Below are 26,297 nucleotides of genomic sequence, written 5' to 3' on the forward strand. Positions count from 1 at the left end.
CTCCACGGCAATAGCCGCTCGGCAAGGTGGCCGGTGGACGGCGTACGCGTGTTCATGACGGCTCTCCTTCGGTACTGGGCATGACTTCGTCGAGATAGGCGGCGCAGAACCTGGCGAGCGGTCCGGCACCGCGCAGGCCGGGAGGCTTGCCACGCTCCGCATCGAGCGTCAGACCGGCCTCGTGCGTGATCTCACCGGCGAGCGGCAGACCGAGGCCGCGGGCAATCTCCGCGCTGCGCAAGCCCACTGGCCCGGGCAGCCGGATCACCGCCCGCAGGTCCGCCAGCCGCATCCCGGCCGCGGCCGCCACCCGCCCGGCCGCCGCCAGCGCGCGCAGCTCGGCGGGGACCACCAGCAGGCCGGTGTCGGCCTGCTCCAGGGCCTGAGCCGCCGCCGGGTCCAGATGTCGCGGCAGATCGAGGACGACCAGCCCGCCGCGACGCCGGGCTGCCGCGAGCACGCTGCGCATCGCGGTCGGCGGGATCAGCAGTGCGTTGCCCCGGTCCCAGGAGAGCGCGCTGATTCGGTGCAGCCGGGGGAGCGCCTGAACGAGTTCGGAGCTGCTCACCCGGCCTCGCGCACCGGCCAGCTCGGGCCAGCGCAGCCCGTCGACGCCTTCGCCGCCGAGCAGGACGTCCAATCCGCCACCCAGCGGGTCGCCGTCGATCAGCATGGTGCGGTGGCCGGCTCTGGCGGCTGTCACGGCGAGCGCACAGGCGAGCGTGGAGGCCCCGGCGCCGCCGCGACCACCGAGCACCGCGACGGTCAGCGCAGGGTTGCCGACACCCTCCACCACATCGGCGATGCGGTCCAGCAGCCAGGCCTGCGCCTCAGGGAGGAACAGCACCTGCTCAGCTCCGAGTTGGACACCGCGGACCCACACCTCGCAGTCGTCGAGATCGAGGCCCAGCAGGTACACACCGGGCCTGCGGGAGAGCTCCGCGCAACACTCGTACTGGTCATCGCCGAGCAGCACGATCGGCGCGGTCTCCCAGAGCCGGCGGGGCGGCGCGCCGGCCAGCAGCCGGGGTTCGGCGCCGGCCGCCGCGCAGAGCTTGAGCAGGTGCTCCGCCAACCCCTCGTCCTCGGTGAGGATCAAGGGCCCGGTGGAGTCGGGATCGTGGGAGATCGGTCCGTACTGGTCGATGGTGGGTGCGGGCATGGCTGCCTCCCCGGAGCGGGATGCTCGCTGCTGCCTGCGCCGGTCGAGCACGGCGCGCCGCCGGACGAGGCGGGTGCCGCGGGGAGACCGGCCCGGCTGAGCGGGCGATGACGGTGGCGGCCGCGGTCATGAGGTGCCGTCCCGGTCGGAGGCCTGTGCCCCGCCGGTCCGAGCCATGACTTCGGCTTGGGCCCCAGCGTGCCGTCCAGCCGCTAATGCGTCGGCCACGCGTCGATTCGCTGTGGATAACCCCGGGGATGTGGAAATCAGAACTCACCCGACTGGTCTCTCTTCACCCGTCAGAGGAGTTCCGGTCGGTGAAATTGACGCAGTTCCGGACGGTCTCCGAGCACAGCCCGATTGACTACCCACAGTGACGAAAAGAAGCGGGCGACTGCCCTGGCACCCCCGGTTCGAACGCCTCCCCCACGCCCCTCCAGCACCACCCCTGACACGTCGCAGCAGCCCGAAAACGGGCCCGGACATGCGACGACCCCCGCCGGGGGGGAGAGCGGGGGTCGTCTATCCACAGCCCGACTCGGGGGGGAGGAGCCGGACCGGGTTAGCACGGTCGCGAACGATCCGTGACTTCCATGGTGTACCCGAGAGGCCGGAAACACAAACCCGCACGCCCCCAGGTCCACCGAATGGCGGCGCCCGCGAGAGCGCCATCTATCCTCGGTTCCTGTGGACACCACCGAGAACGCCGACATCGTAGGCGGTGCCGAGAACTCCCGACCGGAGACCGCACCGAATGCCGCGCCGCGCGGCAGCACGATTGTCCCGCACACGACCGAACGGTCCGCCCCGACTGCGGCGGACGGCACGCCGGTCGCCGCACCTCACCCATCCGTCGAGGGGGCAGCCGCCGACCTCACCAGCACGGCGGCCTTCTTCGACCTCGACAAGACGATCATCGCGAAGTCGAGCGCCCTCGCCTTCAGCCGCCCCTTCTACCAGGGCGGCCTGATCAACCGTCGGGCCGTCCTGAAGAGCGCTTACGCCCAGTTCGTCTTCCTGGTCGGCGGGGCGGACCACGACCAGATGGAGAAGATGCGGCAGTACCTCTCCGCACTGACCCGGGGCTGGAACGTTCAGCAGGTCCGCGAGATCGTCGCCGAGACGCTGCACGGGCTGATCGACCCGATCATCTACGCGGAGGCCGCCGCGCTGATCGAGCAACACCACGCCGCCGGGCGCGATGTGGTGATCGTCAGCAGTTCCGGCGCGGAGGTCGTCGAGCCCATCGGCGCCCTGCTCGGCGCCGACCATGTGATCGCCACCAGGCTGGCGATCGAGGACGGCTGCTACACCGGCGAGATCGAGTACTACGCGTACGCCGAGAACAAGGCCGCCGCGATCCGCGAGTTGGCCGAGCGCGAGGGCTACAACCTGGCTGACAGTTACGCGTACAGCGACTCGATCACCGACCTGCCGCTGCTCTCGGCGGTCGGGCACCCGTCCGCCGTCAATCCGGACCGGAGCCTGCGCAAGGAAGCCGTCGCGCGCGACTGGCCGGTCCTGGTCTTCGACCGTCCGATCGAACTCAACCGTCGGCTACCCGAGTTCAGGACGCCGAGCCGCACCGTGCTGGCCACTGCGGCGGTCGGCGCCGCCTGCCTGAGCGCCGCACTGGTCTGGCAGTTGGCCAAGCGACGGCGGCAGGCAGGCTGACCGGTCGGCCTGCCGCGGCGATCACCGCCTGGCAGTCCTGCCGAGCAGTCGACCGATGCCCGAGCAGTCAGTCCATGCCAAAACAGGCAAAAGTAAAGAATTCGCCATCCGAGTTCCGTTTGCCCTGGATCCGAGATACAAAGGAACCACGGCCCGCGAGACCCGGAAGGACCCGAAGAGGTCAGACCGACACCGCAGTTCAGGCCCACGGACCGCGTACAACCTCCGAGCACCCACGTGCAGCCGACCCGCGATTCGGGCCGCCGCACCAGGCGAACGGGCTGGATCCCCGCCTGATGGGCACTTCCGGTGCACGCATGGTCACCCGGACCGTTGTACCAGCGGCGACATCAGCGGTCAGGGTGTCGCCGCAACTCTGTTCGCAGGCCCGCCGAGAGTTCCGCCACGGCCAGGCCCACCACCTCCCGGCCCCGTTGAGCCGTGGCCGCGCCGCAGTCCACACCGCGCGCGGGCCCGCGTCACGCCGATCAGGCCGGCCCGCCGATCAGGCCATCCCGCGCTGCATCGCCTCGCACACCGCCGTACTCTCCCGAACGCCGAGCCGCAAGGCCAGGCCGCAGTGCGCGATCCAGCGCCCCAACCCCTCGGGCGTGCCGGTGAGGTAGGCCGCCAGCGCTTCGCGGTAGGCCACCGTGCCGAGCTCGACCAGGCCCACCTCGGCCGGGCAGATCGCCTGCGGATCAAGGCCCTCCGCGATCAGCACGATGCGCTGCGCGGCCCGGGCCACCAGGCCGTTGTGGCTGTCGAACGGGCGCAGTGCGAGCAGTTCGCCGTGCACCACGGCAGCGGTCACCAGTGCGGGCGCGCCGCCCTGGGCACCCGCGGTCCGGGCCGCCAGCAGTTGCGCGAGCTGGTCCAGACGGGCCGCCACCTCGGCTGCGGGGGGCGCTGGTGGCAGCACGGACGCCGTCGGCCCACCCGCCGGCGACGCGGGCGCCGGCGAGTCGACGGGCGCCGCCACGCCGTCCGCGGGTACCAGTTCCAGCGGGAAGAGCTCCTCGGCCGATTCGCCGTCCTGCCGCGGCCGGCCGGCCGCAGGGCTCGCGTCGCCGGCGGCCAGCAGATGCAGTCGCGCCAGCACCTGCAGCGGCGAGGTCCGCCAGACGCTCAGCAACTGGCCCGCCTCCGCCGAGATCCGCAGTGCACCGCCGACGATGCGTTCGTCGGCGCCGTTGCTGAAGTCACTGCGCCGACGCACCTCTTCGAGCGGCCAGTCGGCACCGGCCAGCGCGGCCGAGGCCCTGGCCCCGCGCAACGCGGACTCCGAGGTGACCTCGGCTGCCCGGCGCCGCATCACGCGGTGGCCGTAGAGTCGGTCGACGGCCTTGCGGACCTCGGTGACGGACTCGGGCACCCCGGCAAGCGCGGCCAGCGGGGCAAGCGGATCAGTTCCAGTGCTCACCTACCCGAGAGTAACGACCCCTCTGTCCAGGACCGCACAGCAACCCCGGCTTCACCCGTTCGAGGCAATCCACGCTTCCCTTCGGCGCAGTGACCCAAACCCCCACTACGATGTTCATTATCTGACACGATAACGATTGTCAAAAGGTCCGCCGAAGCCCGCGCTGGCGATCGACGGAGCGAGAGCCGGGAGTCCAGATGAAGATCGCCTTCGTCGGCAAGGGCGGCAGCGGCAAGACCACGCTGTCGGCACTGTTCATCCGCCATCTGGCCGCCGCCGGGCGACCGGTGATCGCGGTGGACGCCGATATCAATCAGCACCTCGGCCCGGCCCTCGGCCTGACGGATGATCAGGCTGCCGAGCTGCCCTCGCTCGGGGCCCACCTGCCCGAGATCAAGGAGTACCTGCGGGGCGGCAATCCGCGCATCGCGTCCGCGGCGGAGATGATCAAGACCACACCACCCGGCCGCGGTTCACGCCTGCTGCGGATCGTCGAGGAGAACCCGGTGTACGCCGCCTGCGCCCGCCCGGTGGCGCTGGACGAGGGTTCGGTGCGCCTGCTGGTCACCGGCGCGTTCACCGACGAGGACCTCGGCGTCGCCTGCTACCACTCCAAGGTCGGCGCGGTGGAGTTGCTGCTCAACCACCTGGTCGACGGCCAGCACGAGTACGTGGTGACGGACATGACCGCAGGCTCCGACTCCTTCGCCTCGGGCCTGTTCACCCGTTTCGACCTCACCTTCCTGGTGGCCGAACCGACGCGCAAGGGCGTCTCGGTCTACCGCCAGTACAAGGAGTACGCCCGGGATTTCGGCGTCGCCCTGCGCGTGGTCGGCAACAAGGTGCAGAGCGAGGACGACCTCGCCTACCTGCGGCGGGAAGTGGGCGACGACCTGCTGGCCGCCTTCGGCCAGTCGGACTGGGTGCGCAGACTGGAGCAGGGCGCCGGACCGGCACTCGACTCGCTGGAGCCGGAGAACCGTGCCGTTCTGGAGCTCCTGCGTGAGGAGTTGGACCTCGCCTTCCAACTCCGGGACCCGCAGCGGTACACCGCGCAGGCCGTGGACTTCCACCTGCGCAACGCCGAGAGTTGGGGCAATGCCAAGGCCGGCGTCGACCTCGCCACACAGGTCGACCCGTCCTTCGTGCTCGACCAGACGGCGCTGGACCTGGCGACCGTCCGCACCGACACGGCCGGCGCGCGCGTCTGACGCCGAGTCGACCGAAGGGCCGGGTCCGCACCCACGGGGGTGCGGACCCGGCCCCTCGGCGTTCACCCAGCCGCAGAGCGCTCGCCAGCGGCGGTGGGGGCGAGCGGCAGGACGAGCAGTGGGGCGCTACGACGAATCCGCGTGCCACCCACAGGAGTGAATCTCGGCGCCAGGGCTCCCGCACACACTTACGCCATGCAAAGCTTTCATTACTCACAGTTTACCAAGTCTTGGTGTGCGAGATCGATGGCCAGTGAGCGCCCTGCCTGCCGGCGCCGTGCTCGTGGCCGTCCCAGCCCGCTGCCGCGCCTCGCGGCCAGCCGTTCCGATCACCCGCACCAGCCGCGGACTTGGCCGTAGCAACGGACTCGACGGTGTCCGTTCTCCTGGAAGGACAGGAAGCCATGGCCCTCGACTCTCCCCCACCGCCGCCTCGCACCGATGTCACCATCGAGAGCCATGCTCCGCCCCTGGTCCCGGCGAGCGGCAGGCCCCGCTTCCGCACGCCGGGCGCCCAGGATCTGACGGCCTCCCTGGTGGTGTTCGTCTTCGCGCTTCCGTTCTCGCTCGGCATCGCGCTGGCCAGCGGTGCCCCGCTGACGGCGGGTCTGGTCGCGGCCGCCGTGGGCGGCATCACGGCCGGGCTGCTCGGCGGCACGCCGCTGCAGGTGAGCGGTCCGTCAGCTGCCTTGACCGTCATCACCGCAGGGCTGATCACTCGATTCGGCTGGCAGGCCACCTGCGCGATCACGCTCGCGGCCGGCCTGCTGCAGCTTCTGCTGGGGACAGCGCGGATGGCCAGGTCGGCGCTGGCGGTATCCCCTGCCGTGGTGCACGGCATGCTGGCCGGTGTCGGCATCACCATCGCGATCGCCCAGTTCCACGTGGTCCTGGGCGGCTCGCCACAAGGTTCCACCCTGGCCAATCTCGCCGCACTGCCGGCCCAGCTGTCCGGGCCGCATCCACCGGCGCTGGCCGTGGGCCTGCTGGCGATCGCGCTCCTCTGCGGGTGGCCGAGGCTGCACCGGCTCCCCGGAGCAGCCGGGCGGATCGGCGGCCGGCTCGAGCGGGTACCGGCAGCCCTGGTCGCGGTGGCCGCGGGCACGGCGCTGGCCATGGTCTTCGACTTTCGGCTCGCCCGAGTCGAGCTCGCCGACTGGGGCAAGCACGACCTAGCCGCCCTCCCGCACGGCTCGCCGCTCGCGATCCTCGGTGCGGTACTGACCGTCACGGCCGTGGCCAGCGTGGAGTCGCTGCTCTGCGCCGTCACGGTAGACCGGCAGAGCGGCCATCCGGGCGACCTCAACCGCGAGTTGCGGGGCCAGGGCATCGCGAATCTGCTCAGCGGGATGCTCGGCGGCCTGCCGGTGGCCGGCGGCGCGATCCGCAGCTCCGCCAACGTCCAGGCGGGTGCGCGCAGTCGCCGGGCCGCCGCCCTGCAGGGCTGCTGGGTGCTGCTGGCAGCGTTCGCACTGACCGGCGGGCTGCGCCGGATCCCACTCGCCGCACTGGCCGCGCTGGTCATGGTGGTCGGCATCCAGATGGTGAGCGCCGCGCACATCCGCAAGGTGCACCGGCACCGGGAGTTCGCGGTCTACCTCACCACCGTCATCGGCGTGGTACTGCTCGGCGTCCCCCTCGGGGTCGCGACCGGCGCGGCGGCGACCGCACTGCTCGCCCTCTACCGGCTCACCCGGGCCCATATCGAGATGACCCAGCATCAGGACGGCTCCTACGAACTGCGGACGCACGGTCCGCTGACCTTCCTGGCCGTGCCCAGGCTGAGCGGGGCGCTCGCATCGATCCCGCTCGGCGCCCGGGTCACGATCCGCCACGACGGGGCTTTCCTGGACCACTCCGCCTACGAGGCCTTGCGGAGCTGGCGGGGCGAGCGGGTCGCACGAGGCGATCAGGTCGTCATGCTGACCGACCGTCATGACGAAGAGGTACTGGACCCGGACGGCACGCTGCGTGCCGCCGAGGGCGCCGGACCGCACCGCTGCCGGGCCTGGACCCCCTGGGTGGGCCACCACTGCATCGACCAGGAGGACGACCCGCACGATCGGCTGCTCAACGGCGTGCGCGGCTTCCAGGCGCATACCGCCGCGCTGGTCAGACCGGAACTGGCCCGGCTCGCCCGGGAGGGCCAGACGCCCTCGCAACTCTTCCTGACCTGCGCCGACTCCCGGCTGGTCACCAGCATGATCACCAGCAGCGGGCCGGGCGACCTCTTCACCGTCCGCAATGTCGGCAATCTGGCTCCGGCCCCGCACGAGCCCGGTGCGGCCGACGATTCGGTGGCCGCCGCCGTGCAGTACGCGGTCGAGGTGCTGGAGGTCGGCAGCATCGCGATCTGCGGACACTCCGAGTGCGGCGCGATGAAGGCACTGCTGGACGGCGTGCACGAGCAGCCCGGGCGACCGACGGCACTGGCTCGCTGGCTGCGCAACGGGCGAGGCTCGCTGGCTCGGCTGGCTCGGGCCCCGGCAGAGTTCACGGATCGTCCGGTCGCCGACCAGGTGGAGCAGTTGTGCATCACCAATGTGGTTCAGCAACTCGACCAGTTGCTGGCCAACCCGGCGGTCGAACGGCGGGTGCTGGACGGCAGCCTGCGCCTGATCGGCATGTACTTCGACTTCGCCAGCGCGCAGACCTACGTGCTCGACCAGGCGACGGGCAGCTTCACCGCCGTCGTCGGGACGCGTGAGATCGCGAGCGCGGCCTGACGGCAGCGATACCCGAACCTGACGGCAGCGGTACCCGACGGCAGCGGCGCCTTATCAGCGGCCTGTACCGCTCGACGGCACGGCTGCGGGTGGTGGCCGACCGGGGCCACCACCCCGACTTCCGCGACGTCAGCCGGTGATCTTCTGGAAGATCTTGGAGTAGGCGTAGCCCGTGCCCTTGTCGTAGCCGTCGACCTCCCAGAAGGACAGCTCCTGCACGCCCTTGGCGGCGGCGAAGCTCTCCAGCGTGGCGGCGTTGGACTGGGTGAAGTTCTCGTTGTCGTCGTTCCGGCCGGCGATCGGGGTCAGCCCGAGCCGCCCCCAGGCTTGCGCCGACGAGCCGCCGTAGAGCCCGGCCAGCTGCCCGTGGGTCGCGTCGGCCGCCGACTCGGCGTCCTTCAAGGCGTTCTGACCATCACCGAAGTCCATGGTCATGATGTTGACCAGGTTGACCTTGACGCCCCTGCCCTTGGCGTCCTTGAGCAGGTCGAGGGCGTTCGACTCCAGACCGGTGGGGTCCACCGGGACGGTGAGGTCGATCTGCACCGAGGGGTTGGCCTTCTGGAGCGCTGCCAGGGCCTGGTCCCGGCGGGAGTTGGCAGCCGTGTCGTCCAGCACGCTCCCCTCGATGTCGAAGTCGAGCCTGGTGACACCGTAGGTCTTGACGACGTTGGCGTAGGCGGCGGTCAGCGCGGAGACCGAGGTGCAGGTCTGGGCGAGCTCACCGCCGGCCTCGCCGCCGAAGGAGATGATCACGTTGCCGCCGGCCGACTTGAGCGCGTTGACCTGCGAAGTGAAGGCTCCGAGCGAGTCGTTGCCGTCCTCCCACATGGGGGTGCAGCCGGACTTCGGCGTGAGGAAGGCCAGGGTGTAGAACTGCCCGCCACTGGCCTTGTGATCGGCCGCGAGGTCACCCGCGTCGGAGCCGGCGATCTGCAGGTAGGGGGCGGCGTAGTGGGCCGGGAAGGCGGCCGCCGCTCGTGCCGTCGCCGCTTGGGCGGGTGCGGTGGCAAGGGCGAGCGTGATCGGCAGGACCGAGGCGACGAGCGCGGCGAGCCGGAACTTCTTGTCCATGACAACCTCTCAGGCGCACGCTTGCCCTCTTCGCGACAAGGCTTGCTGGGGGCATGTCGGACAGGACGCGGCGGGCCGGGACGTGGGGGAAGGCCTGGCCGGTTAGTAAATATTCCTAACCTTGACCAGGATGGTGGCGCCGCCCCGGTGACCTGTCAAGGGGCAGCGCAGTTCCGCCCCCGACCTGAGGCTCCCGAGCTGGGCTCCCGAGCTGGGAATTGATCAACGCTGAGACGAGAGCGACCCCAGCAGGAGGACGCGCCACCGGCGCACCGGGGCCGCGGATCAACTCACCAAGGTCAGCTGATCAGCCGGTGCAGGTCGGCAGGCGTGACGTAGCCGGGCCAACGTCCGTCCGCGAACAGGTGGATCCCGGCATCCTGATAGCACTGGTCGACCAGTTGAGAGCAGATCAGGTGTCGGGTGTCGGCGACATAGCCCTTGAGCAGCGAGCTGCCGGGCAACCGGAACCGGTGGGCGGCCAGTGCGCCGTAGTCGAGGAAGCTGTACGGCACTCGCAGGTATCGCCGGGCCGCGGCGACGATCTCCACTCGCTGATCGTTCGTCAGCTGGAGGTGCCCGCTCGACCAGCGCATCAGATGCGTGTCGTACTCGGCGAGCGGCGCCTGGCGGGCTCCGCCGGGTTCGGCTTCTACCACCTCGTCATCACCGACCAGGACGAAGGCGTGTTCGTAGTCGGCGAAGCCGTCGCCGTTGAGCCACTGGCCCAGGCGAATCAGCCGACCGATATCACCACCCATGCGCACCACGGCGAAATCACCGGGCCTCGGCAGCGGAGTGGCAGTGGCAGGGGACGCAGTGGCAGGAGATTCCGACATGGCTCAACTCCCCGAGAAGTGCCGCGCCAGCCGGCGCCCACCCGCCGGCGCGGCCGTCGTGACCTCGGGCGGTGCGGACGCTCGTGAGCTGGTGACTCCAGTGGAGTACCGGTGCGCAGAAGCGTCAAGGTCTGCCGCAGAGGAAGACGGATTCGCCGCCCCGGTGGTGCGACACGCCACGCCCGTGACGTGGTCGAGAAGCTGGGAAATTCCTCCGCGTCCGACCGAAAACGCGTGCTATCCCAGCGCTGACGACGACAGATTGATCAAAGGTCTACACCAATTTCTCGGGTCCCCTTGTCAACCGGCCTGTTCGCCTGGTGAGCTGTCCACTGGGACACACGGGACAATCCCTGAGCAAGGGACATCCCGCGACCCTGGTTCTTCTCCCCCGCGGGGCCCGTGGAGGATAAGGCCCGTGGAGGGTAAGCACCATGAAACAGACTCGATGAGGAGTGTGCGTTGAGCAACGAGAGCCTGGCCAACCTGCTCAAGGAGGAGCGGCGCTTCGCCCCGCCCGCCGAGCTCGCCGCGGCCGCCAACGTCACCGCGTCCGCGTACGCGCAGGCTTCCGAAGACCGCCTCGGCTTCTGGGCCGAGCAGGCCCGCCGCCTGAGCTGGGCGGTCGAACCGACCGAGACCCTGGACTGGTCGAACCCGCCGTTCGCCAAGTGGTTCGCGGACGGCAAGCTCAACGTGGCGTACAACTGCGTCGACCGCCACGTCGAGGCCGGCCACGGCGACCGGATCGCCATCCACTTCGAGGGTGAGCCCGGCGACAGCCGCTCGATCAGCTACGCCCAGCTCAAGGACGAGGTCTCGCAGGCCGCCAACGCGCTGCTGGAGTTGGGCGTCGTCAAGGGCGACCGGGTGGCGATCTACCTGCCGATGATCCCCGAGGCGGTCGTCGCGATGCTCGCCTGCGCCCGGGTCGGCGCCGCGCACTCCGTCGTCTTCGGCGGCTTCTCCGCCGACGCCGTCGCCTCCCGGATCCAGGACGCCGACGCCAAGCTGGTGATCACCGCCGACGGCGGCTACCGCCGCGGCAAGCCGTCCGCGCTCAAGCCCGCCATCGACGAGGCGCTGACCAAGTGTCCGCAGGTGGAGCACGTTCTGGTGGTCCGTCGGACCGGCCAGGAGGTCTCCTGGGCCGAGGGCCGGGACGTCTGGTGGCACGAGGTGACGGAGCGTCAGTCCACCGAGCACGCCCCCGAGGCACACGATGCGGAGCAGCCGCTCTTCATCCTCTACACCTCCGGCACCACCGGGAAGCCCAAGGGCATCCTGCACACCTCCGGCGGCTACCTCACCCAGGCCAGCTACACCCACCACGCGGTCTTCGACCTGAAGCCGGAGACCGACGTCTACTGGTGCACGGCCGACATCGGCTGGGTCACCGGCCACTCGTACATCGTCTACGGTCCGCTCTCCAACGGCGCCACCCAGGTGATCTACGAGGGCACGCCGGACACCCCGCACCAGGGCCGCTTCTGGGAGATCGTCCAGAAGTACCACGTCACCATCCTGTACACCGCCCCCACCGCGATCCGCACCTTCATGAAGTGGGGCGACGACATCCCGGCGAAGTTCGACCTGTCCTCGCTGCGGATCCTGGGCAGCGTCGGCGAGCCGATCAACCCCGAGGCCTGGATCTGGTACCGCGAGCACATCGGCGGCGGGCGGACCCCGATCGTCGACACCTGGTGGCAGACCGAGACCGGCGCCATGATGATCAGCCCGCTGCCGGGCGTCACCGAGACCAAGCCGGGTTCCGCCCAGCGCGCCCTTCCGGGCATCTCGGCCACCGTGGTCGACGACGAGGCCCACGAGGTCCCCAACGGCTCCGGCGGCTACCTGGTGCTCACCGAGCCGTGGCCGTCCATGCTGCGCACCATCTGGGGCGACGACCAGCGCTACATCGACACCTACTGGTCGCGCTTCCCGGGCCGTTACTTCGCCGGCGACGGGGCCAAGAAGGACGACGACGGCGACATCTGGCTGCTCGGCCGCGTGGATGACGTCATGCTCGTCTCGGGCCACAACATCTCGACCACCGAGGTGGAGTCGGCGCTGGTCGGCCACCCGGCCGTGGCCGAGTCGGCGGTGGTCGGCGCCAGCGACCCGACCACGGGTCAGGCGATCGTCGCGTTCGTCATCCTGCGCGGCACCGCCACCGACAGCGAGGAGCTGATCGTCGAGCTGCGCAACCACGTGAGCAAGACGCTGGGCCCGATCGCCAAGCCGAAGCAGATCAAGGTGGTCAGCGAGCTGCCGAAGACCCGTTCCGGCAAGATCATGCGCCGCCTGCTGCGCGACATCGCCGAGGGCCGCGAGGTCGGTGACACCACCACGCTCGCCGACTCCTCGGTGATGAACCTGATCCAGTCCCAGCTGCCGGCCACCCCCAGCGAGGACTGATTCACCGAGCCCCGGAGTCCCGGAGCGACCTGGTCGAGGGCCTCCCCCGCGTGCTGCGGAGGAGGCCCTCAGCCGTGCGCCGACGCGGGGTCAGCGCCCCAACTGGCCCGTGGTGAGGCCGCGCAGCGTCTCCCGGGCAGTCTGACCTCTCGTCAGAGCTCGGATGCCGAAACGTGTGACGCGTGAGATCACGATGAGCCAGACTGACCGCATGGCACCGGGGACCGTCATGCGCGAACACCTGACGGGACGTTCCTGGCGTGAGCGGCTCTACTCGCTGCTCAGCCTGCCGCTGGCAGCGCTGGGGCTGGCCGCGGTGCTGGTCACGACCATCCTCGGCCTGCTCTCCGCCGGCCTCCTCTTCCTCCCGATGCTGGCGCTGAGCCTTCGGGCCGACCGGGCGCTGGCTTCCCTGTACCGGGCGCTGGCCCGCGGTCTGCTGCGGCTGGAGATCGCGGCACCACCCCGTCCGCCGCGCGCTCCCGGCCTCTCCGGCCTGATGGGCCAGCACCTGGGCGATCCCGCCGCCTGGCGGGCCTGCCTCTACCTCCTCATCCGCATCCCGCTGGGGGTCCTCCAGTTCACCCTCGGCTTCCTCTGGTGGGCCTACGGCCTCCTCTTCCTCTGCTACCCGGTGCTCTGGAAGGTGGAGCCGGCGCACGAGATCGACAAGGCCGGCGTCGCCCACAGCTTCGGGCTGGAGATCGCGGGCTTCTACTTCGACACCTGGCCGCGCGCGCTGCTGGTGGCGGCGGTCGGCGTCCTGGTCCTGGTGGCCTCGCCCTGGCCCGGTCGCCTGCCGCTGCTCGCCGACCACTATCTGATGCCCCGCCTGCTCGGCCCGAGCGCCGCTTCGCTCCGGCTGGCCCAGCTCACCGAGACCAGGGCGCACGCGATCAACGAGGCGGCGGCCACCCTGCGCCGGATCGAGCGCGATCTGCACGACGGCGCCCAGGCCCGGCTGGTGGCCCTGGGCATGCGGTTGGGTCGGGCGGAGCGGCGGCTGACCCAGGGAGACCTCGAGCAGTGCCGATCCTTGCTGCACGAATCGCGGCAGGAGACGAAGGAGATCATCGGCGAGCTGCGCGAGCTGGTGAGCGGGATCCATCCACCCGCGCTGGACGCCGGACTGGGCCCCGCGCTGACCACGCTCGCCGCCCGCTCGGCCATTGCGACCCGGGTCGAGCTGGACCTGCCGGAGCGACCGTCGGCCGCCGTCGAGACCATGCTGTACTTCGCCGCGGCGGAGCTGCTGGCCAATGCCGGCAAGCACAGTGAGGCAGAGTCCGTGACGGTGTCGGTCCGTGCGGCGCGGGGACGGCTGAGCCTGCTGGTGAGCGACGACGGGAAGGGCGGGGTCCAGCTGGACGGATCAGGCAGCGGGCTGCGCGGGCTGGCCGAACGGGTCCGGGTGGCCGACGGGGTGCTGACCGCGACCAGCCCGATCGGCGGGCCGACCACGATCGCGATCGAGCTGCCGGCGCCGGCCTGACCTGACCGGACCACCCGGAAAGATCGACATCTCAGCTCAGGAAGCTCAGGAAGCTACAACGTGAGGAGCGCTCGACGATGCGGGTGGTAGTGGCCGAGGACACCGCGATCCTGCGGGCCGGACTGGTCCAACTGCTGGAGGAGGAGGGGCACCAGGTCGTGGCGGCGGTTCCGGACGCCGAGCAGCTGCGGACGGCGGTGCTCGAACACGGTCCGGACCTGGTGGTCTCCGACATCCGGATGCCGCCGACCCATACCGACGAGGGTCTGCGCGCCGTGATCGAGCTGCGGGCGGCCAATCCCGCGCTGGCGGTCCTGATCTTCTCCCAGTACGTGGAAACCCAGTACGCTGGCCGACTGCTGGCGGGCGGTTCGGCGGGCGTCGGCTATCTGCTCAAGGAACGGGTGCTCGACACGCAGGACTTCGTCGACGCGCTGGAGCGGGTGGCGGCCGGCGGCACCGCGCTCGACCCCGAGGTGGTCACCCAGCTGATGGGCGCCGGCCCGACGCGCAGCACGGTCAGCGAGCTCAGCCCCCGGGAGCGGGAGGTCCTCGCGCTGATGGCGCAGGGGCGGTCGAACGCGGCCATCGCGGCGGGACTGGTGGTCACGGAGCGCGCCGTCGAGAAGCACGTCGCCAACATCTTCCTGAAGCTCGGCCTCCCGGTCTCGGCGGCCGACCATCGGCGCGTGCTGGCCGTCCTGCGTCACCTGGGGGCCTGACGGTGGCTCAGCCGGGCTGAGCACACGGGTCGGCGGGGCGGGACGAGCGCATCGGCAGGTCAGCCGACGTACAGCGAGAAGCGCACATAAAGTACGACAAAACGGATATCGACCCTCGACACCCCGTAGACTGTCAAAGTCGCAACAAGATCGGCGACAGCTCTTCGAGGCGCGCCGGGAAGTCTGGTCGGCACCGCACCACCGGTGCATCCGCATGCCCTTCCCGCGCCCTGGAGGTCTCCCGCGTGGCCAGCCCGCCGCCCCATGACCACTCCGCCGACCACTCCGCCGACCACTCGCCCGACCCCTCGGCTCAGCACCGGCCGCCGACCTCCCCGGCCCCGCAGCGGCGTCAGTTCCTCGGCATGCTCCCGCTGCCCGAGCGCCGCTTCCTGGCAGCCGCCCTGCGCACCGAGACCGTCGGCGGCATCCTGCTGCTGCTCGCCGCGATCGCGGCACTCATCTGGGCCAACGTCTGGCCACACGCCTACGAGAGCGTCCTGCACCACACCGTCGGCCCCTCGGTGCCGCTGCACCTGAACCTCACGCTCGAGGCCTGGGCCAACGACGGGCTGCTCACCATCTTCTTCTTCGTCGCGGGCATCGAGCTCAAGCGCGAGTTCGTCGCCGGCGAGCTGCGCTCCCCCAGTGCCGCGGTGCTGCCGGTGGTCGCCGCCGTCTGCGGGGTGGCACTGCCCGCGATCGTCTACGCCGTGGCCAACAGCGGCTCCGGTGGACATCCCGGCGGCTGGGCGATCCCGACCGCCACGGACATCGCCTTCGCCCTCGGGGTGCTCGCCGTGGTGAGCAGTCATCTGCCGTCCGCGCTGCGGGCGTTCCTGCTGACCCTGGCCGTGGTGGACGACCTGATCGCGATCCTGATCATCGCGGTCTTCTACAGCTCCGGCATCAAGTTCTGGGCGCTCGGGCTGTCGCTGGCGGGCCTGGTGCTGTTCTGGTTCCTGCACCGGCGGGGAGTGCACGGCTGGTACCTGTTCGTCCCCCTCGCCGTGGTCATCTGGGCGCTGATGCACGAGAGCGGGGTGCACCCGACGGTGGCGGGTGTGGCGATGGGCCTGATGTTGCGCTGTCACCGCGAGGGCGACGAGAAGGAGTCCCCCGGTGAGCACATCGAGCATCTGGTCCGGCCGCTCTCGGCCGGGGTGGCGGTGCCGGTGTTCGCGCTCTTCGCGGCGGGCGTGACGATCTCGCCCTCGGCGATCAAGGACGTCTTCACCCAGGCGATGCCGCTGGGCATCGTGCTCGGCCTGCTGGTGGGCAAGACCGTGGGCATCTTCGGCGGGACCTGGCTGGCGGCCAGGTTCACCAGGGCCGAGCTGAATCCGCAGCTCAAGTGGGCCGACCTGTTCGCCCTCTCCACGCTGGCGGGCATCGGCTTCACGGTCTCCCTGCTGATCAGCGACTTGGCGTTCACCGACCACCCCGAGTTGGCCGACCGGGCCAAGGCGGCGGTGCTGATCGGTTCGGTGCTCTGCGCGGTGGTGGCGACCGTCCTGCTCAAGCTTCGCAACCGGCACTACCGGCAGTTGTGGGAGGAGGAGGAACTGGACAGCGACGGGGACGGGATCCCGGACGTGTACCAGGGCGACGCCCTCCCCTGGCCCAGGCACGGTCCGATCGAGCGGCATGCATGATGGGATGGGTCTCGGTCCGGGCGGCTGCGGGCGGGTGACACACCGTCCGCCGCGAGTGGCCCGAAGTGGTGCCTGACTGGCCGGTAGGGGCATGATTCTGAGCTGTCCGGAATCTCAGCAGAGGAGAAGACCAGATGTCCGCAGGAACCGCAGGTCCGTCCGGCAGCTCCCGGGCGCCCTACGAGGGCGAGCGCTCGGTCGGGCAGCTGTTCGCCGCGGCCACGGCTGACCTGTCGGCCCTGGTGCACGACGAGATCGCGCTGGCGAAGGCCGAGATCCGACAGGACGTCAAGCGCGGCGTGGCGGGCAGCGTCTCGTTGGTGGTGGCCGGCGTCATCGCGCTGGCGTCGATCCCGATGTTCAGCTTCGCAGCGGCCTACCTGCTGAAGTACTGGGGCCTGCCGCTGAGCGCCTCGTTCGCGGTCGTCGGCGGGGCGTTCGTCCTGCTGGCCGCGGTCCTGGGCCTGCTGGCCTGGCGGTCCTTCAAGAAGATCGAGCCGCCGCGCCGCACCATCGAGGGTGCCCACGCGACCGCGGAGGTGCTGAAGAACGCCCGCCCCCGGCCGGCCACGCCCGAGGAGCGCGCGGCCCTGGAGCACTGAGCACGCGTCGTCCGGGCACGGCCCGCGGGTGGCGCGACGTACGGTATCCGTCGTAGTCGGCGGTAGCCCGTACGAGTGCCGGGGCCGTGTTCCGCGCCCGGATGTGAAACGCTCTCGGTATGCCGCTCGACCAGACGCCTGTTCCGCCCGCCACCGCAGGACCGCACGCGAGTTCGAAGTCCGGGGAGACCGGTGCGCCCCGACAGCCGGACAGCTCCGAGGGGCCCGGTGCGCCCGGCGGCCCCGTCGGGCCGGCGACCGCTCGGCGTGAGGGCGGGTCAGGCGGCAGCGCGTCGGCGGTCGCGGGCGCTTCGCCGATGGGCGGGCGGGCGGCCGGCTGGAACGTCCGGGTGCCAGGCCCGTGGACGCACCGGGACCTGGCCGCCAACGGTGCCCGGTTCCACATCGCGGAGCAGGGGGAGGGGCCACTGGTCCTGCTGGTGCACGGCTGGCCGCAGTACTGGTGGGCCTGGCGGCACCAGATGACCGCGCTGGCCGAGGCTGGATTCCGTGCGGTCGCCCTGGACCTGCGCGGCATGGGCGGCAGCGACCGCACCCCGCGCGGCTACGACCCGACCAACCTGGCCCTCGACATCACCGGGGTGATCCGCTCGCTCGGCGAGCACAGCGCCCACCTGGTGGGGCACGACAGCGGCGGTTCGCTCTCCTGGGTGGCGGCGGTGATGCGGCCCTCGGTGATCCGGAGCCTGACCGTGGTCTCGGCCGCCCATCCGCGCCACCTGCGCCGGGCCCTGCTGCGCGACCGTCGGCAGATGGCCGCGTACGACCATGTGCTCGGCTTCCAGCGGCCCTGGATACCGGAGCGACGGCTGGTCGCGGAGGATGCCGCGCAGGTCGCGGACTACCTCGCCGCGTGGACCGGCCCGAGCCGGCTGGACGCCGAGGCGGTGACGAACTACCGCAAGGCGATGCAGATCCCGAGCACCGCGCACTGCTCGATCGAGCCGTACCGCTGGCTGGTGCGCTCGATGGGCCGTCCGGACGGCATCCAGTTCGCGCGACGGATGAAGAAGCCGGTGACCGCGCCGACGCTGCACATCCAGGGCGCGGCCGACCCGGTGCTGCTCGCCCACACCGCGCTCGGCGCCGGCGAGTACGTGGCGGCGCCGTACCGCTGGCGGCTGCTCCCCGGAGTGGGCCACTTCCCGCACGAGGAGGTACCGGAGGAGTTCAGCGCCGAACTGGTCGCCTGGGTTCGCGAGCACCAGCGGTAGGGCGCTCGCGCGCACTGGTCGGCGGGGCCGGTGAGGCCCAGCGAGGCCGGCGAGGCTTCAGGTGACCAACCTGCCGACTCAGTTGATATGACGAGATGTCGCATGCCGTGGGCATAGTCCGGTTCGCCTGAAGGAAGGTGGTTACCTCCCCGGGCGCAGGGGCATCCATCCTGCATGACCTGGATGCCCGATCGAACCGCCGCACCTCGCGGACGACGTGTCAGCCGCATCTCGCAGAGCACCTCGTACTCGAACCCCGCACCGCACCAGAGCGACTGGACCACCGAGTCCGAGCACCCGGGCACCGAGCCGCATCCACTGGGCATCCCACGCATCCTCGGCCGCCGCGCCCGCTGGGTCGGCGCCCGGCTGCGGCGCGAGGCCTGAGCTCCGCCCGGCGCGGCGGCGAGCACCCGGCAGCGAAGACGGCGAGGCCCGCGCGGCCATGGGCGCCACGCGGGCCTGACAAGGGGCGAAGCCCCGACAACAGGCGGTCCGTCAGGTGATGACCGCCGGCTCGACCGCGGTGAACCAGAGCAGCGCGAAGGTGGCAACCGTCATGATCGGGACCAGGACCTTGGTCTCGACGTTGTTGCCGCTGTGCTTGATCAGCACGATCTCGTAGCGCTGCTTGAACGGCCAGAGCCACGGCGCGCCCATCTTGGTGAGGCTGTCGCCCAGCAGGTGGGCCAGGGCGCCGAGGGCGACCGCGTACGGCAGCCAGCCCGGCGCGGCGGGCATCCACCGGTCCAGGACGAAGGTGCCCAGCGCCGAGATCCCGAGCACGCTCAGCCAGGTGGTGTGTCCCTCGCCCGGCAGATGGATCCGCAGCGCCTTCACCGCGAGGGCGAGCAGGAAGAAGGTCATGCCGAGGGTGAACGGCCGACCCAGATAGGTGACACCGGCCCAACTGCCGCCACCCACCAGGGCGACGAAGAGCAGCGAGTGGGTGGCGTGCCGGTGACCGCCCGAGATCCAGGCCACGAAGCGGCAGAGCACCTTGGAGACCGGGCCGAGGAAGTTGGCGATCGTCCCGTCGTGGTGGTCCAGGTCGGGCAGCAGTGCGGCACCGGCGCAGAGCACCGTGCCGAGCAGGATGTCGGCCGGCTTCAGGTGGGTGTGCAGCAACAGTGGCGGCAGAAAGGGCGCGGAGCCCGCGTACAGCATCGCGCCGCTGACCGCGTGCGAGTGACCCATCATGGCCGATACTCCTTCTTGCTTGGCGCCGGCTGTCCTGCCGGCCGGGCCCGCACCAGCCAGATTGCGCCGAACGGGTGAGCGCCGCCGACGCTATCAGGAGGAACTGACGGGTCGACGGATCCACCGCCCGGTGAGCGGCGCCAAGCAGACGCGGCGTCAGCCGGAGCCGACGCCGCGTCAGGAGCAGAGGGTGGGGAGCAGGGGCCCGGGAGCTGTCAGAGCGCGCAGCCCTGGGTGTCCGCCTGGGTGCTGTCGGTCGCGCCCGCGACCGCGTCGGGTTTCACCTCGGCGGCGGTCAGCGCATAGCCCGTGTCGGCGCTGTCCAGCGACTTGGCGAACACCACCCCGTACACCTCGCCGTCCGGGGTGAGCAACGGACCGCCGCTGTTGCCCTGGCGGACCAGTGAACGGATCGAGTAGACGTCCCGGACCACCTGGCTGCGGTGGTAGATGTCCGGGCCGTTGGCCTGGATGTCGCCGCGGATCCGGGCGGGCTGCACGTCGAACGGCCCGTTCTCCGGGAACCCGGCCACGATCGCGCTGTCGTTGGTCTTGGCCTCGCCCGCGAAGGCGAGCGGCGGGGCGTTGAGCTTGGGCACCTCGAGGATCGCGATGTCCCGCTGCCAGTCGTAGCGGACGACCGTGGCGTCGTAGAGCGGTCCTGTCCCGCCGATCTGCACGGTCGGCTCGTCGACACCCCCGACCACGTGGGCGTTGGTCATCACCCGGTGCGGGGCGAAGACGAAGCCGCTGCCCTCCAAGGTCTTGCCGCAGGAGGGGGCGGTGCCCACCACCTTGACCAGGCTCTGCCGGGCCTTGGCCAACGCGGGACTGCCCGCCAGCGCCGGGTCCGGTGGCTGGACGTCGGTGATCGGCTCGTGCTCGAACGGATTGAAGACCTGCGGGAAACCGTTCTGCGAGAGCACCTTGCTGAAGTCGGAGAACCAGTTCGGCGCGTCGGCGGGCAGCGCCTGCTGGACCCCGCCGAGCACCCTGGAGGTCCTGACCTGCTTGGAGACGGTGGGCATCGAGGTCCCGGCCAGTGCCGAGCCGATCAGCCAGGCGACCAGCAGCATCGACAGCACGTTCACCACCGAGCCGCCGAGCGCGTCCAGCACCTTGGCGGGACCGCGCTCGCCGATCCGCCCCCGGAGCTTCCAACCCAGCTGGGTGGTGGCCGCCTGGCCGACCGCCGCGAAGACGATCACCACGACCACCGCCACCACCGAGGCGGTGGTCCCCGGGCTGAGGTGGCTGAGCAGCAACGGCAGCAGTTGCACCGCGATCAGGCCGCCCCCGAGGAAGCCCAGTACGGAAAGGATGCCCACCACGAAGCCCTGCCGGTACCCGGACACAGCAAAGCCGATCGCGGCGGCGAGCAGCAGCAGATCGAGCACGTTCACCGGGCCACCCTCCCATGGATGCCGGACCGCATGGCAGCGGACCCGGCCACCGGGCTCTCGGCGCGACGCTCCGCGGTGGCCCGCCTCACGGCAGGGTGATCAGGCGGGAGCTGTCCCAGGGCAGCTCGAGCCCGCTGTGGTGCAGCACCCGGTCGATCACGCCGGCCGTGAAGCCCCACACCACGTGCCCGGCGACCGCGAAGGCCGGTCCGGTGAACCCCGAGGGGTGCCGATAGCGGCCGCGGTTCGCCGGGTCGACGAGTTCCGCGAGCGGGACCCGGAAGACCGCGCCGGTCTCCCCCAGGTCCACCGGCGCCACCGGGCTCTCCTCGCGCCACCACCCCAGCACCGGGGTCACCACGAAGTCGCTGACCGGGATGTAGAGCGCGGGCAGGGTGGCGAAGACCTGCACCCCGCCGGGGTCGACACCGGTCTCCTCCGCCGCCTCGCGCAGCGCGGCGGCCACCGGGCCCGAGCCCTGCGGATCACCGTCCACCTCGTCCAGCGATCCGCCTGGGAAGGAGATCTGGCCGGCGTGCGAGCGCAGCGCCTTGGAGCGCTCGGTCAGCAGCAGGTCCGGGCCGCCCGGTCCCTCGCCGAAGAGCAGCAGCACGGCGGAGTGCCGACCGCCCTCGGCCGGCGGCAGGAACCGGCTGAGCTGCTCGGGGCGGACCGTCTCGGCCGCCGCCCGGACCGGCAGCAGCCAGTCCGGCAGGCCGTCGCGGACGATCGCGGTCGGCGTGCTGCTGCTCGTCACTCGGCCGCTCCGTCCACGTCCTGGCCGCCGTCGCCCGCGGCGGGCCGCGCGGGCGCGCCCGGGTAGTCGGCCGGCGGGCGCAGGCGCTGGCCCGGCTGGCCGCCCAGCTCGTACTTCAGCAGCGCGGCCGCCTTCTCCGGGTCCACCTCGCCGACCCCGTAGGAGGGGCAGAGCGACGCGATCGGGCAGGCGCCGCAGGCGGGCTTGCGCGCATGGCAGATCCGCCGGCCGTGGAAGACCACCCGATGCGAGAGCATCGTCCACTCCGACTTCGGGAAGATCGCCGCGACGGCCGCCTCGACCGCCACCGGGTCCTCCTCGGTGGTCCACCCGAAGCGCCGGGCGAGCCGCCCGAAATGGGTGTCCACGGTGATCCCCGGCACGCCGTAGGCATTGCCCAGCACCACGTTGCCGGTCTTGCGGCCCACGCCGGGCAGCGTGACCATCTCGGCCAGGGTCCTGGGCACCTCACCGCCGAAGTCGTCCCGCAACGCGATCGACAGCCCGATCAGCGCCTTCGCCTTGTTCCGGAAGAAGCCGGTCGGCCGGATGATCTCCTCCAGCTCGTCCGGCACCGCCGCCGCCAGGTCGGCCGGGGTCGGGTACTTCGCGAACAGCGCCGGCGTCGTCTGGTTCACCCGCAGGTCGGTCGTCTGGGCCGACAGCACCGTCGCCACCAGCAGCTGGAACGGCGACTCGAAGTCCAGCTCCGGATGCGCGTACGGGTACAGCTCCGCCAGCGCGCGGTTGATCTTCCGGGCTCGGCGCACCATCGCCAGCTGGGACTCGGGCTTCTTCGGCTTCGCGACCGCCCGCACCGAGGGCGCCGCCTGCCGGACCTTGCTCTCTGCCATGCACGCAGGCTACGCCGGTCGGCTGAACTCCCGTGGCGCTTTGGCAGGCCACCGGCGCACACCGTCATCTGCCGGCCGGCAGCCCCCTCGGCCGGGTCGTCACCGAGCTCGGCCCGCAGCCCGCTGAGGTGTCACCAGCAGATGACCGATCAGTAACCGATGCGTACGGATGGCCGTGTACCGGGCTCCAGAGCGCACCCCCTCCTCATATGATCGGAGCGACATGCGCCATGCTTGGTGATGAAGAGCACTGTTCCTCCATCACCGGGGATCGTCGGAGATCGATCGAAGGATCGCCGAAGACCACCGAAAGAATGGCGGAAACACCAGCACGCGAGCCGTCCCAGGGCACCACCTCGGGCGGCGAACAGGAGGAAGCACGTGGACGACGTTCTGCGGCGCGCCGCGCTCTTCGCGGCGCTCGACGACGAACAGGCCGGCGAGCTGCGCGCTTCCATGACCGAGGTGACCCTCGCCCGTGGCGAGTCGCTGTTCCACGAGGGCGACCCGGGCGACCGGCTCTACGTGGTCGCCGAGGGCAAGGTCAAGCTGCACCGCGCCTCGCCGGACGGCCGCGAGAACATGCTCGCGGTACTCGGCCCCAGCGAGATGATCGGCGAACTCTCGCTCTTCGACCCGGGCCCGCGTACCGCCACCGCCAGCGCGCTGACCGAGGTCAAGCTGCTCGGCCTGGGCCACGGCGACCTGCAGCCCTGGCTGCACGCCCGCCCCGAGGTCTCGATCGCCCTGCTGCGCGCGATCGCCCGCCGGCTGCGGCGGACCAACGACGTGATGAGCGACCTGGTCTTCTCGGACGTGCCCGGCCGGGTCGCCAAGGCGCTGCTCGACCTCTCGCGACGCTTCGGCGTGCAGTCCGACGAGGGCATCCACGTCGCCCATGACCTGACCCAGGAGGAGCTGGCCCAGCTGGTCGGCGCCTCCCGGGAGACCGTGAACAAGGCGCTGGCCGACTTCGCCGGGCGCGGCTGGCTCAAGCTGGAGGCCCGCGCGGTGGTGCTGCTGGACGTCGAGCGGCTCTCCCGCCGCTCCCGCTGAGCGGGCGATCGCACAGAGCTGGACCTGGGACCACGGGCTCGTCAGATGAGCCCGTGGTCCTCGAGGTATCGCAGCTGGGCCAGGACCGAGAGCTCGGCGGCCGGCCAGAGCGCCCGGTCCACGTCGGCGTAGACCCGGGCCACCACCTGCTGGGCCGTCCGGTAGCCGGCCTCGACCGCCGTCTCCACCTGGGCCAGCCGGGCCGCCCGGTGTGCCAGGTAGTACTCGACCGTGCCGAGCGCATCGGTCAGCACCGGACCGTGCCCCGGCAGCACGGTGCCCACGCCGTGCTGCGCCGCCAGCGCGCGCAGCCGGCGCAGCGAGTCCAGGTAGTCGCCGAGCACCCCGTCCGGGTGGGCGACCATCGTGGTGCCCCGCCCCAGCACGGTGTCGCCGGTGAGGATCGCGCCGTCCGCCGGGAGGTGGAAGGTGAGCGAGTCCGCCGTGTGACCCGGGGTGGCCACCACCCGCAGCTCCAGACCGCCCACCTCGATCACCTGCCCGCCGTGCAGGCCCTCCTCGCCCAGGCGCAGCGCCGGGTCCAGGGCCCGAACCTGAGTGCCGGTCAGCTCGGCGAACCGGGCGGCCCCCTCGGCGTGGTCGTGGTGGCCGTGGGTGAGCAGGGTGAGGGCGATCCGCTTGCCCCGCTGCTCGGCGGCGGCCAGCACCGCGCGCAGGTGCCCCTCGTCCAACGGCCCGGGGTCCACCACCACGGCGAGCTCGGAGTCCGGTTCGGCGAGCAGCCAGGTGTTGGTGCCGTCCAGGGTCATCGGGGACGGGTTGGGGGCGAGCACGCAGAACGCGCGCTCGGTGGCGACCCCGCCGACGGTGGCGGCGGGGTCGCCGGGCAGCAGACCTGTCACAGGGGAATCCTCAGGAGCGGAAGGGCCGGGTCAGTTCGCGCGCCTGCGGGGCCCGGACCAGCGGGCGGACGGCCAGGTCGGCCGACCGGTCCGGGCACTCGCAGGCCAACGGGCGGGTCAGCGGACGAGCCGCCAGGGCACGGGGGGCGAGCACGCGAGCCACGTCATTGTGGGTCATCGGCTGGGGGTCCTTCCTCGGGATAGTGACCGTCGATGGTCAGCTCTTCATACCCAGGCCAGCGAACGGTCATTCGATCGCCCGCCAGCTCGGCCTGACCGAGCACCGGCGTCAGGGTGCGCCGCCGGGCCAGCTCCAGCGCCTCGTGCGCGGTGCGGGCCGGCAGCAGCTCACGGAGCACCGAGACGGTCGGCGGCAGCATCCCGTACCGGCCCTCGGCATGGCCCCGGACCGCCTCGGCCGGGGTCAGCCAGGCCACCCGGTCCGCCTCGCCGACCTCGCGCGCGGCCCGCTGACCGGGCGGCAGCGCGGCGACGAAGAACCAGGTGTCGTAGCGCCGCTCCTCGAACGCCGGGGTGATCCACCGGGCCCAGCCGGCCAGCAGGTCGCTGCGCAGCACCAGCCCGTGCTCACGGCAGAAGTCGGCGAAGGAGAGCTGATGCGCCTCCAGCTCGGCCCGCTCGGCGCTCCAGTCACGCTCGGGGGCCATGGTGTGCGCATCCGGGCCGGCCAGCAGGACGCCGGCCTCCTCGAAGGTCTCCCGGACCGCTGCGCAGACCACCGCCTGCGCCGTCGCCCGGTCCACCCCGAGCCGGGCGGCCCACTCCTCGGGGCCGGGACCGGCCCAGCCGAGCTCCTGCTCGGCGTCGCGCGGGTCGACCCCGCCACCCGGATAGGCGTACATGCCGGCCGCGAAGGACATCGAGCCGCGGCGGCGCAGCAGGTAGGCCTGCGGGCCGGCGGCGGCGTCCGCGCCGTCGCGCAGCAGCACCACGGTCGCCGCCCGCTTGGGCGCCACCGGGGTCAGCCGGCCGGTCGCCAGCGCCCGGATCCGGGCGGGCCAGCCGGGCGGCATGGGGAGAGCGGCCGGGGGCGGGCCGGGGAGGTTCGCTGCCATGTCCGGATGCTATGCACCCGGACATGGCGCTGAGAAGGGGCTACTGATCAGTGGTCCACCGATCGGCGGCCCGTGGGTCGGTCGAGCGCTGATCAGCGGACCGTGGGTCAGGCGCGGACCCGGACCTGGATCTCCACCTCGACCGGCGCGTCCAGCGGAAGCACCGCGACGCCCACCGCGCTGCGCGCGTGCACACCCGCCTCGCCGAGCACCTTGCCGAGCAGCTCGCTGGCACCGTTCACCACGCCGGGCTGACCGGTGAAGTCGGGCGCCGAGGCGACGAACCCGACCACCTTGACCACCTGCTCGATCAGATCCAGGTCGCCGATCACCGACTTCACGGCGGCCAGCGCGTTGAGCGCGCAGATCTGCGCGAGCTCCTTGGCCTGCTCGGCGGTGACCTCGGCGCCGACCTTGCCGGTGTCCCGCAGCTTGCCCTGCACCATCGGCAGTTGGCCGGAGGTCAGCACGTGATCGCCGGAACGGACCGCCGGGACGTACGCGGCGACCGGGGCCGCCACCTCGGGGAGGGTCAGGCCCAGCTCGGCCAGGCGGCTCTCGACCTTGCCCATCAGTTCTTCTCCCGCTTGAGGTAGGCCACCAGCTGCTCGGGGTTGTTCGGCCCGGGCACCACCTGGACGAGCTCCCAGCCGTCCTCGCCCCAGGTGTCCAGGATCTGCTTGGTCGCGTGCACGAGCAGCGGCACCGTTACGTATTCCCACTTGGTCATGGGCCTGACTCTAGACCGTCCGCGCGCGCCGGAGTCCGATGTGAGGTGGGACACAATGCGGGCCGTGAGGGCACCCGGCAGCCGAATGCTCCCGGCATCGGGCGCGAGCGCTGGTTACGCTCGCG

General features: G+C 71.4%; 24 protein-coding genes. 11 read left to right on the forward strand and 13 right to left on the reverse strand.

Annotation, left to right across the window (positions count from 1 at the left end):
- Nucleotides 1-52: 52 nt before the first annotated feature.
- Nucleotides 53-1,162, reverse strand: a complete 1,110-nt coding sequence (gene ssd, locus ABH937_RS16490; protein ID WP_370218634.1) for a septum site-determining protein Ssd — start codon at nt 1,160-1,162, stop codon at nt 53-55.
- Between the two features lie 687 nt (nt 1,163-1,849).
- Between ssd and ABH937_RS16495 the strand changes: the two genes are divergently transcribed.
- Complete coding sequence (locus tag ABH937_RS16495) at nt 1,850-2,836, forward strand: HAD-IB family hydrolase (RefSeq protein WP_280690894.1); 987 nt, start codon at nt 1,850-1,852, stop codon at nt 2,834-2,836.
- A 505-nt stretch (nt 2,837-3,341) separates the two neighbouring features.
- Here the strand turns inward: ABH937_RS16495 and ABH937_RS16500 are convergent.
- Complete coding sequence (locus tag ABH937_RS16500) at nt 3,342-4,259, reverse strand: oxidoreductase (protein ID WP_370218635.1); 918 nt, start codon at nt 4,257-4,259, stop codon at nt 3,342-3,344.
- A gap of 197 nt (nt 4,260-4,456) precedes the next feature.
- On the opposite strand from ABH937_RS16500, the gene ABH937_RS16505 reads away from it, so the two are divergent.
- Both ABH937_RS16505 and ABH937_RS16510 read left to right on the forward strand, forming a co-directional pair.
- Nucleotides 4,457-5,470, forward strand: a complete 1,014-nt coding sequence (locus ABH937_RS16505) for an ATP-binding protein (protein ID WP_370218636.1) — start codon at nt 4,457-4,459, stop codon at nt 5,468-5,470.
- Between the two features lie 404 nt (nt 5,471-5,874).
- Nucleotides 5,875-8,196 (forward strand): SulP family inorganic anion transporter, encoded by a 2,322-nt coding sequence (locus ABH937_RS16510; protein WP_370218637.1) that lies wholly within the window; start codon nt 5,875-5,877, stop codon nt 8,194-8,196.
- Between the two features lie 129 nt (nt 8,197-8,325).
- Here ABH937_RS16510 and ABH937_RS16515 read toward each other — a convergent pair whose 3' ends face one another.
- Complete coding sequence (locus ABH937_RS16515) at nt 8,326-9,270, reverse strand: chitinase (protein WP_370218639.1); 945 nt, start codon at nt 9,268-9,270, stop codon at nt 8,326-8,328.
- A 299-nt stretch (nt 9,271-9,569) separates the two neighbouring features.
- A complete protein-coding gene (locus tag ABH937_RS16520) occupies nt 9,570-10,031 on the reverse strand; it encodes a hypothetical protein (RefSeq protein WP_370218641.1) in 462 nt (153 codons plus the stop codon).
- A 540-nt stretch (nt 10,032-10,571) separates the two neighbouring features.
- Here ABH937_RS16520 and acs point away from each other — a divergent pair.
- The 7 genes from acs (at nt 10,572) to ABH937_RS16555 (ending at nt 18,620) form a co-directional block, all read left to right on the forward strand.
- Nucleotides 10,572-12,527, forward strand: a complete 1,956-nt coding sequence (gene acs, locus ABH937_RS16525; RefSeq protein WP_280690901.1) for an acetate--CoA ligase — start codon at nt 10,572-10,574, stop codon at nt 12,525-12,527.
- 211 nt (nt 12,528-12,738) lie between these two features.
- Entirely contained in the window at nt 12,739-14,019 is a 1,281-nt protein-coding gene (locus tag ABH937_RS16530; RefSeq protein ID WP_370218642.1) for a sensor histidine kinase, read from the forward strand.
- Nucleotides 14,020-14,096: 77 nt separating this feature from the next.
- Nucleotides 14,097-14,741 (forward strand): response regulator, encoded by a 645-nt coding sequence (locus ABH937_RS16535; RefSeq protein WP_370218643.1) that lies wholly within the window; start codon nt 14,097-14,099, stop codon nt 14,739-14,741.
- A 365-nt stretch (nt 14,742-15,106) separates the two neighbouring features.
- Nucleotides 15,107-16,396, forward strand: coding sequence for a Na+/H+ antiporter NhaA (gene nhaA / locus ABH937_RS16540; RefSeq protein WP_370218706.1), 1,290 nt, complete (start codon nt 15,107-15,109; stop codon nt 16,394-16,396).
- A gap of 134 nt (nt 16,397-16,530) precedes the next feature.
- Nucleotides 16,531-16,998 carry a phage holin family protein gene (locus ABH937_RS16545; protein ID WP_280690904.1) on the forward strand — a complete coding sequence of 156 codons (468 nt, stop codon included), beginning with the start codon at nt 16,531-16,533 and terminating at the stop codon, nt 16,996-16,998.
- A 317-nt stretch (nt 16,999-17,315) separates the two neighbouring features.
- Complete coding sequence (locus ABH937_RS16550; protein WP_370218707.1) at nt 17,316-18,233, forward strand: alpha/beta fold hydrolase; 918 nt, start codon at nt 17,316-17,318, stop codon at nt 18,231-18,233.
- A gap of 183 nt (nt 18,234-18,416) precedes the next feature.
- Nucleotides 18,417-18,620, forward strand: coding sequence for a hypothetical protein (locus ABH937_RS16555; RefSeq protein ID WP_370218644.1), 204 nt, complete (start codon nt 18,417-18,419; stop codon nt 18,618-18,620).
- 111 nt (nt 18,621-18,731) lie between these two features.
- Here the strand turns inward: ABH937_RS16555 and ABH937_RS16560 are convergent, their stop codons facing one another.
- The 4 genes from ABH937_RS16560 to nth form a co-directional block, all read right to left on the reverse strand.
- A complete protein-coding gene (locus ABH937_RS16560) occupies nt 18,732-19,433 on the reverse strand; it encodes a metal-dependent hydrolase (protein WP_280690906.1) in 702 nt (233 codons plus the stop codon).
- A 215-nt stretch (nt 19,434-19,648) separates the two neighbouring features.
- Nucleotides 19,649-20,836, reverse strand: a complete 1,188-nt coding sequence (locus ABH937_RS16565; RefSeq protein WP_280690907.1) for a MarP family serine protease — start codon at nt 20,834-20,836, stop codon at nt 19,649-19,651.
- A gap of 85 nt (nt 20,837-20,921) precedes the next feature.
- Complete coding sequence (locus tag ABH937_RS16570; RefSeq protein WP_370218645.1) at nt 20,922-21,593, reverse strand: CoA pyrophosphatase; 672 nt, start codon at nt 21,591-21,593, stop codon at nt 20,922-20,924.
- Complete coding sequence (nth, locus tag ABH937_RS16575) at nt 21,590-22,447, reverse strand: endonuclease III (RefSeq protein ID WP_280690909.1); 858 nt, start codon at nt 22,445-22,447, stop codon at nt 21,590-21,592. Before nth ends, ABH937_RS16570 begins: the two co-directional genes overlap by 4 nt.
- A 381-nt stretch (nt 22,448-22,828) precedes the next feature.
- On the opposite strand from nth, the gene ABH937_RS16580 reads away from it, so the two are divergent.
- Nucleotides 22,829-23,503: a Crp/Fnr family transcriptional regulator gene (locus tag ABH937_RS16580; protein WP_030060009.1), complete on the forward strand. Its 675-nt coding sequence runs from the start codon at nt 22,829-22,831 to the stop codon at nt 23,501-23,503.
- A 41-nt stretch (nt 23,504-23,544) separates the two neighbouring features.
- Here ABH937_RS16580 and ABH937_RS16585 read toward each other — a convergent pair whose 3' ends face one another.
- The 5 genes from ABH937_RS16585 to ABH937_RS16605 all read right to left on the reverse strand — a co-directional run bounded on the left by ABH937_RS16585 (nt 23,545) and on the right by ABH937_RS16605 (nt 26,172).
- Complete coding sequence (locus ABH937_RS16585) at nt 23,545-24,366, reverse strand: MBL fold metallo-hydrolase (RefSeq protein WP_280690910.1); 822 nt, start codon at nt 24,364-24,366, stop codon at nt 23,545-23,547.
- 10 nt (nt 24,367-24,376) lie between these two features.
- Complete coding sequence (locus ABH937_RS16590; protein ID WP_280690911.1) at nt 24,377-24,544, reverse strand: hypothetical protein; 168 nt, start codon at nt 24,542-24,544, stop codon at nt 24,377-24,379.
- Nucleotides 24,531-25,442 (reverse strand): NUDIX domain-containing protein, encoded by a 912-nt coding sequence (locus ABH937_RS16595; RefSeq protein WP_280690912.1) that lies wholly within the window; start codon nt 25,440-25,442, stop codon nt 24,531-24,533. Before ABH937_RS16595 ends, ABH937_RS16590 begins: the two co-directional genes overlap by 14 nt.
- A gap of 107 nt (nt 25,443-25,549) precedes the next feature.
- The gene (locus tag ABH937_RS16600) at nt 25,550-26,014 is read right to left on the reverse strand and encodes a RidA family protein (RefSeq protein WP_280690913.1); all 465 of its coding nucleotides are present in this window, start codon (nt 26,012-26,014) and stop codon (nt 25,550-25,552) included.
- On the reverse strand, nt 26,014-26,172 hold the full coding sequence (locus ABH937_RS16605) for a DUF4177 domain-containing protein (RefSeq protein WP_100889483.1): 159 nt from the start codon (nt 26,170-26,172) through the stop codon (nt 26,014-26,016). The genes ABH937_RS16600 and ABH937_RS16605 overlap by 1 nt, the downstream gene beginning before the upstream one ends.
- Between the last annotated feature and the right edge of the window lie 125 nt (nt 26,173-26,297).

The organism is Kitasatospora sp. GAS1066B (genome assembly GCF_041262605.1).
In the GTDB taxonomy this organism is placed as follows: domain Bacteria; phylum Actinomycetota; class Actinomycetes; order Streptomycetales; family Streptomycetaceae; genus Kitasatospora.

Coding starts and splice junctions, on each gene's coding strand:
- ssd (WP_370218634.1), bottom strand. CDS start 1,162: ATGCCCGCACCCACCATCGACCAGTACGGACCGATCTCCCACGATCCC.
- ABH937_RS16505 (WP_370218636.1), top strand. CDS start 4,457: ATGAAGATCGCCTTCGTCGGCAAGGGCGGCAGCGGCAAGACCACGCTG.
- ABH937_RS16510 (WP_370218637.1), top strand. CDS start 5,875: ATGGCCCTCGACTCTCCCCCACCGCCGCCTCGCACCGATGTCACCATC.
- ABH937_RS16515 (WP_370218639.1), bottom strand. CDS start 9,270: ATGGACAAGAAGTTCCGGCTCGCCGCGCTCGTCGCCTCGGTCCTGCCG.
- ABH937_RS16520 (WP_370218641.1), bottom strand. CDS start 10,031: ATGGGTGGTGATATCGGTCGGCTGATTCGCCTGGGCCAGTGGCTCAAC.
- ABH937_RS16530 (WP_370218642.1), top strand. CDS start 12,739: ATGGCACCGGGGACCGTCATGCGCGAACACCTGACGGGACGTTCCTGG.
- ABH937_RS16535 (WP_370218643.1), top strand. CDS start 14,097: ATGCGGGTGGTAGTGGCCGAGGACACCGCGATCCTGCGGGCCGGACTG.
- nhaA (WP_370218706.1), top strand. CDS start 15,107: ATGCTCCCGCTGCCCGAGCGCCGCTTCCTGGCAGCCGCCCTGCGCACC.
- ABH937_RS16545 (WP_280690904.1), top strand. CDS start 16,531: ATGTCCGCAGGAACCGCAGGTCCGTCCGGCAGCTCCCGGGCGCCCTAC.
- ABH937_RS16550 (WP_370218707.1), top strand. CDS start 17,316: ATGGGCGGGCGGGCGGCCGGCTGGAACGTCCGGGTGCCAGGCCCGTGG.
- ABH937_RS16555 (WP_370218644.1), top strand. CDS start 18,417: ATGCCCGATCGAACCGCCGCACCTCGCGGACGACGTGTCAGCCGCATC.
- ABH937_RS16560 (WP_280690906.1), bottom strand. CDS start 19,433: ATGATGGGTCACTCGCACGCGGTCAGCGGCGCGATGCTGTACGCGGGC.
- nth (WP_280690909.1), bottom strand. CDS start 22,447: ATGGCAGAGAGCAAGGTCCGGCAGGCGGCGCCCTCGGTGCGGGCGGTC.
- ABH937_RS16590 (WP_280690911.1), bottom strand. CDS start 24,544: ATGACCCACAATGACGTGGCTCGCGTGCTCGCCCCCCGTGCCCTGGCG.
- ABH937_RS16595 (WP_280690912.1), bottom strand. CDS start 25,442: ATGGCAGCGAACCTCCCCGGCCCGCCCCCGGCCGCTCTCCCCATGCCG.
- ABH937_RS16600 (WP_280690913.1), bottom strand. CDS start 26,014: ATGGGCAAGGTCGAGAGCCGCCTGGCCGAGCTGGGCCTGACCCTCCCC.
- ABH937_RS16605 (WP_100889483.1), bottom strand. CDS start 26,172: ATGACCAAGTGGGAATACGTAACGGTGCCGCTGCTCGTGCACGCGACC.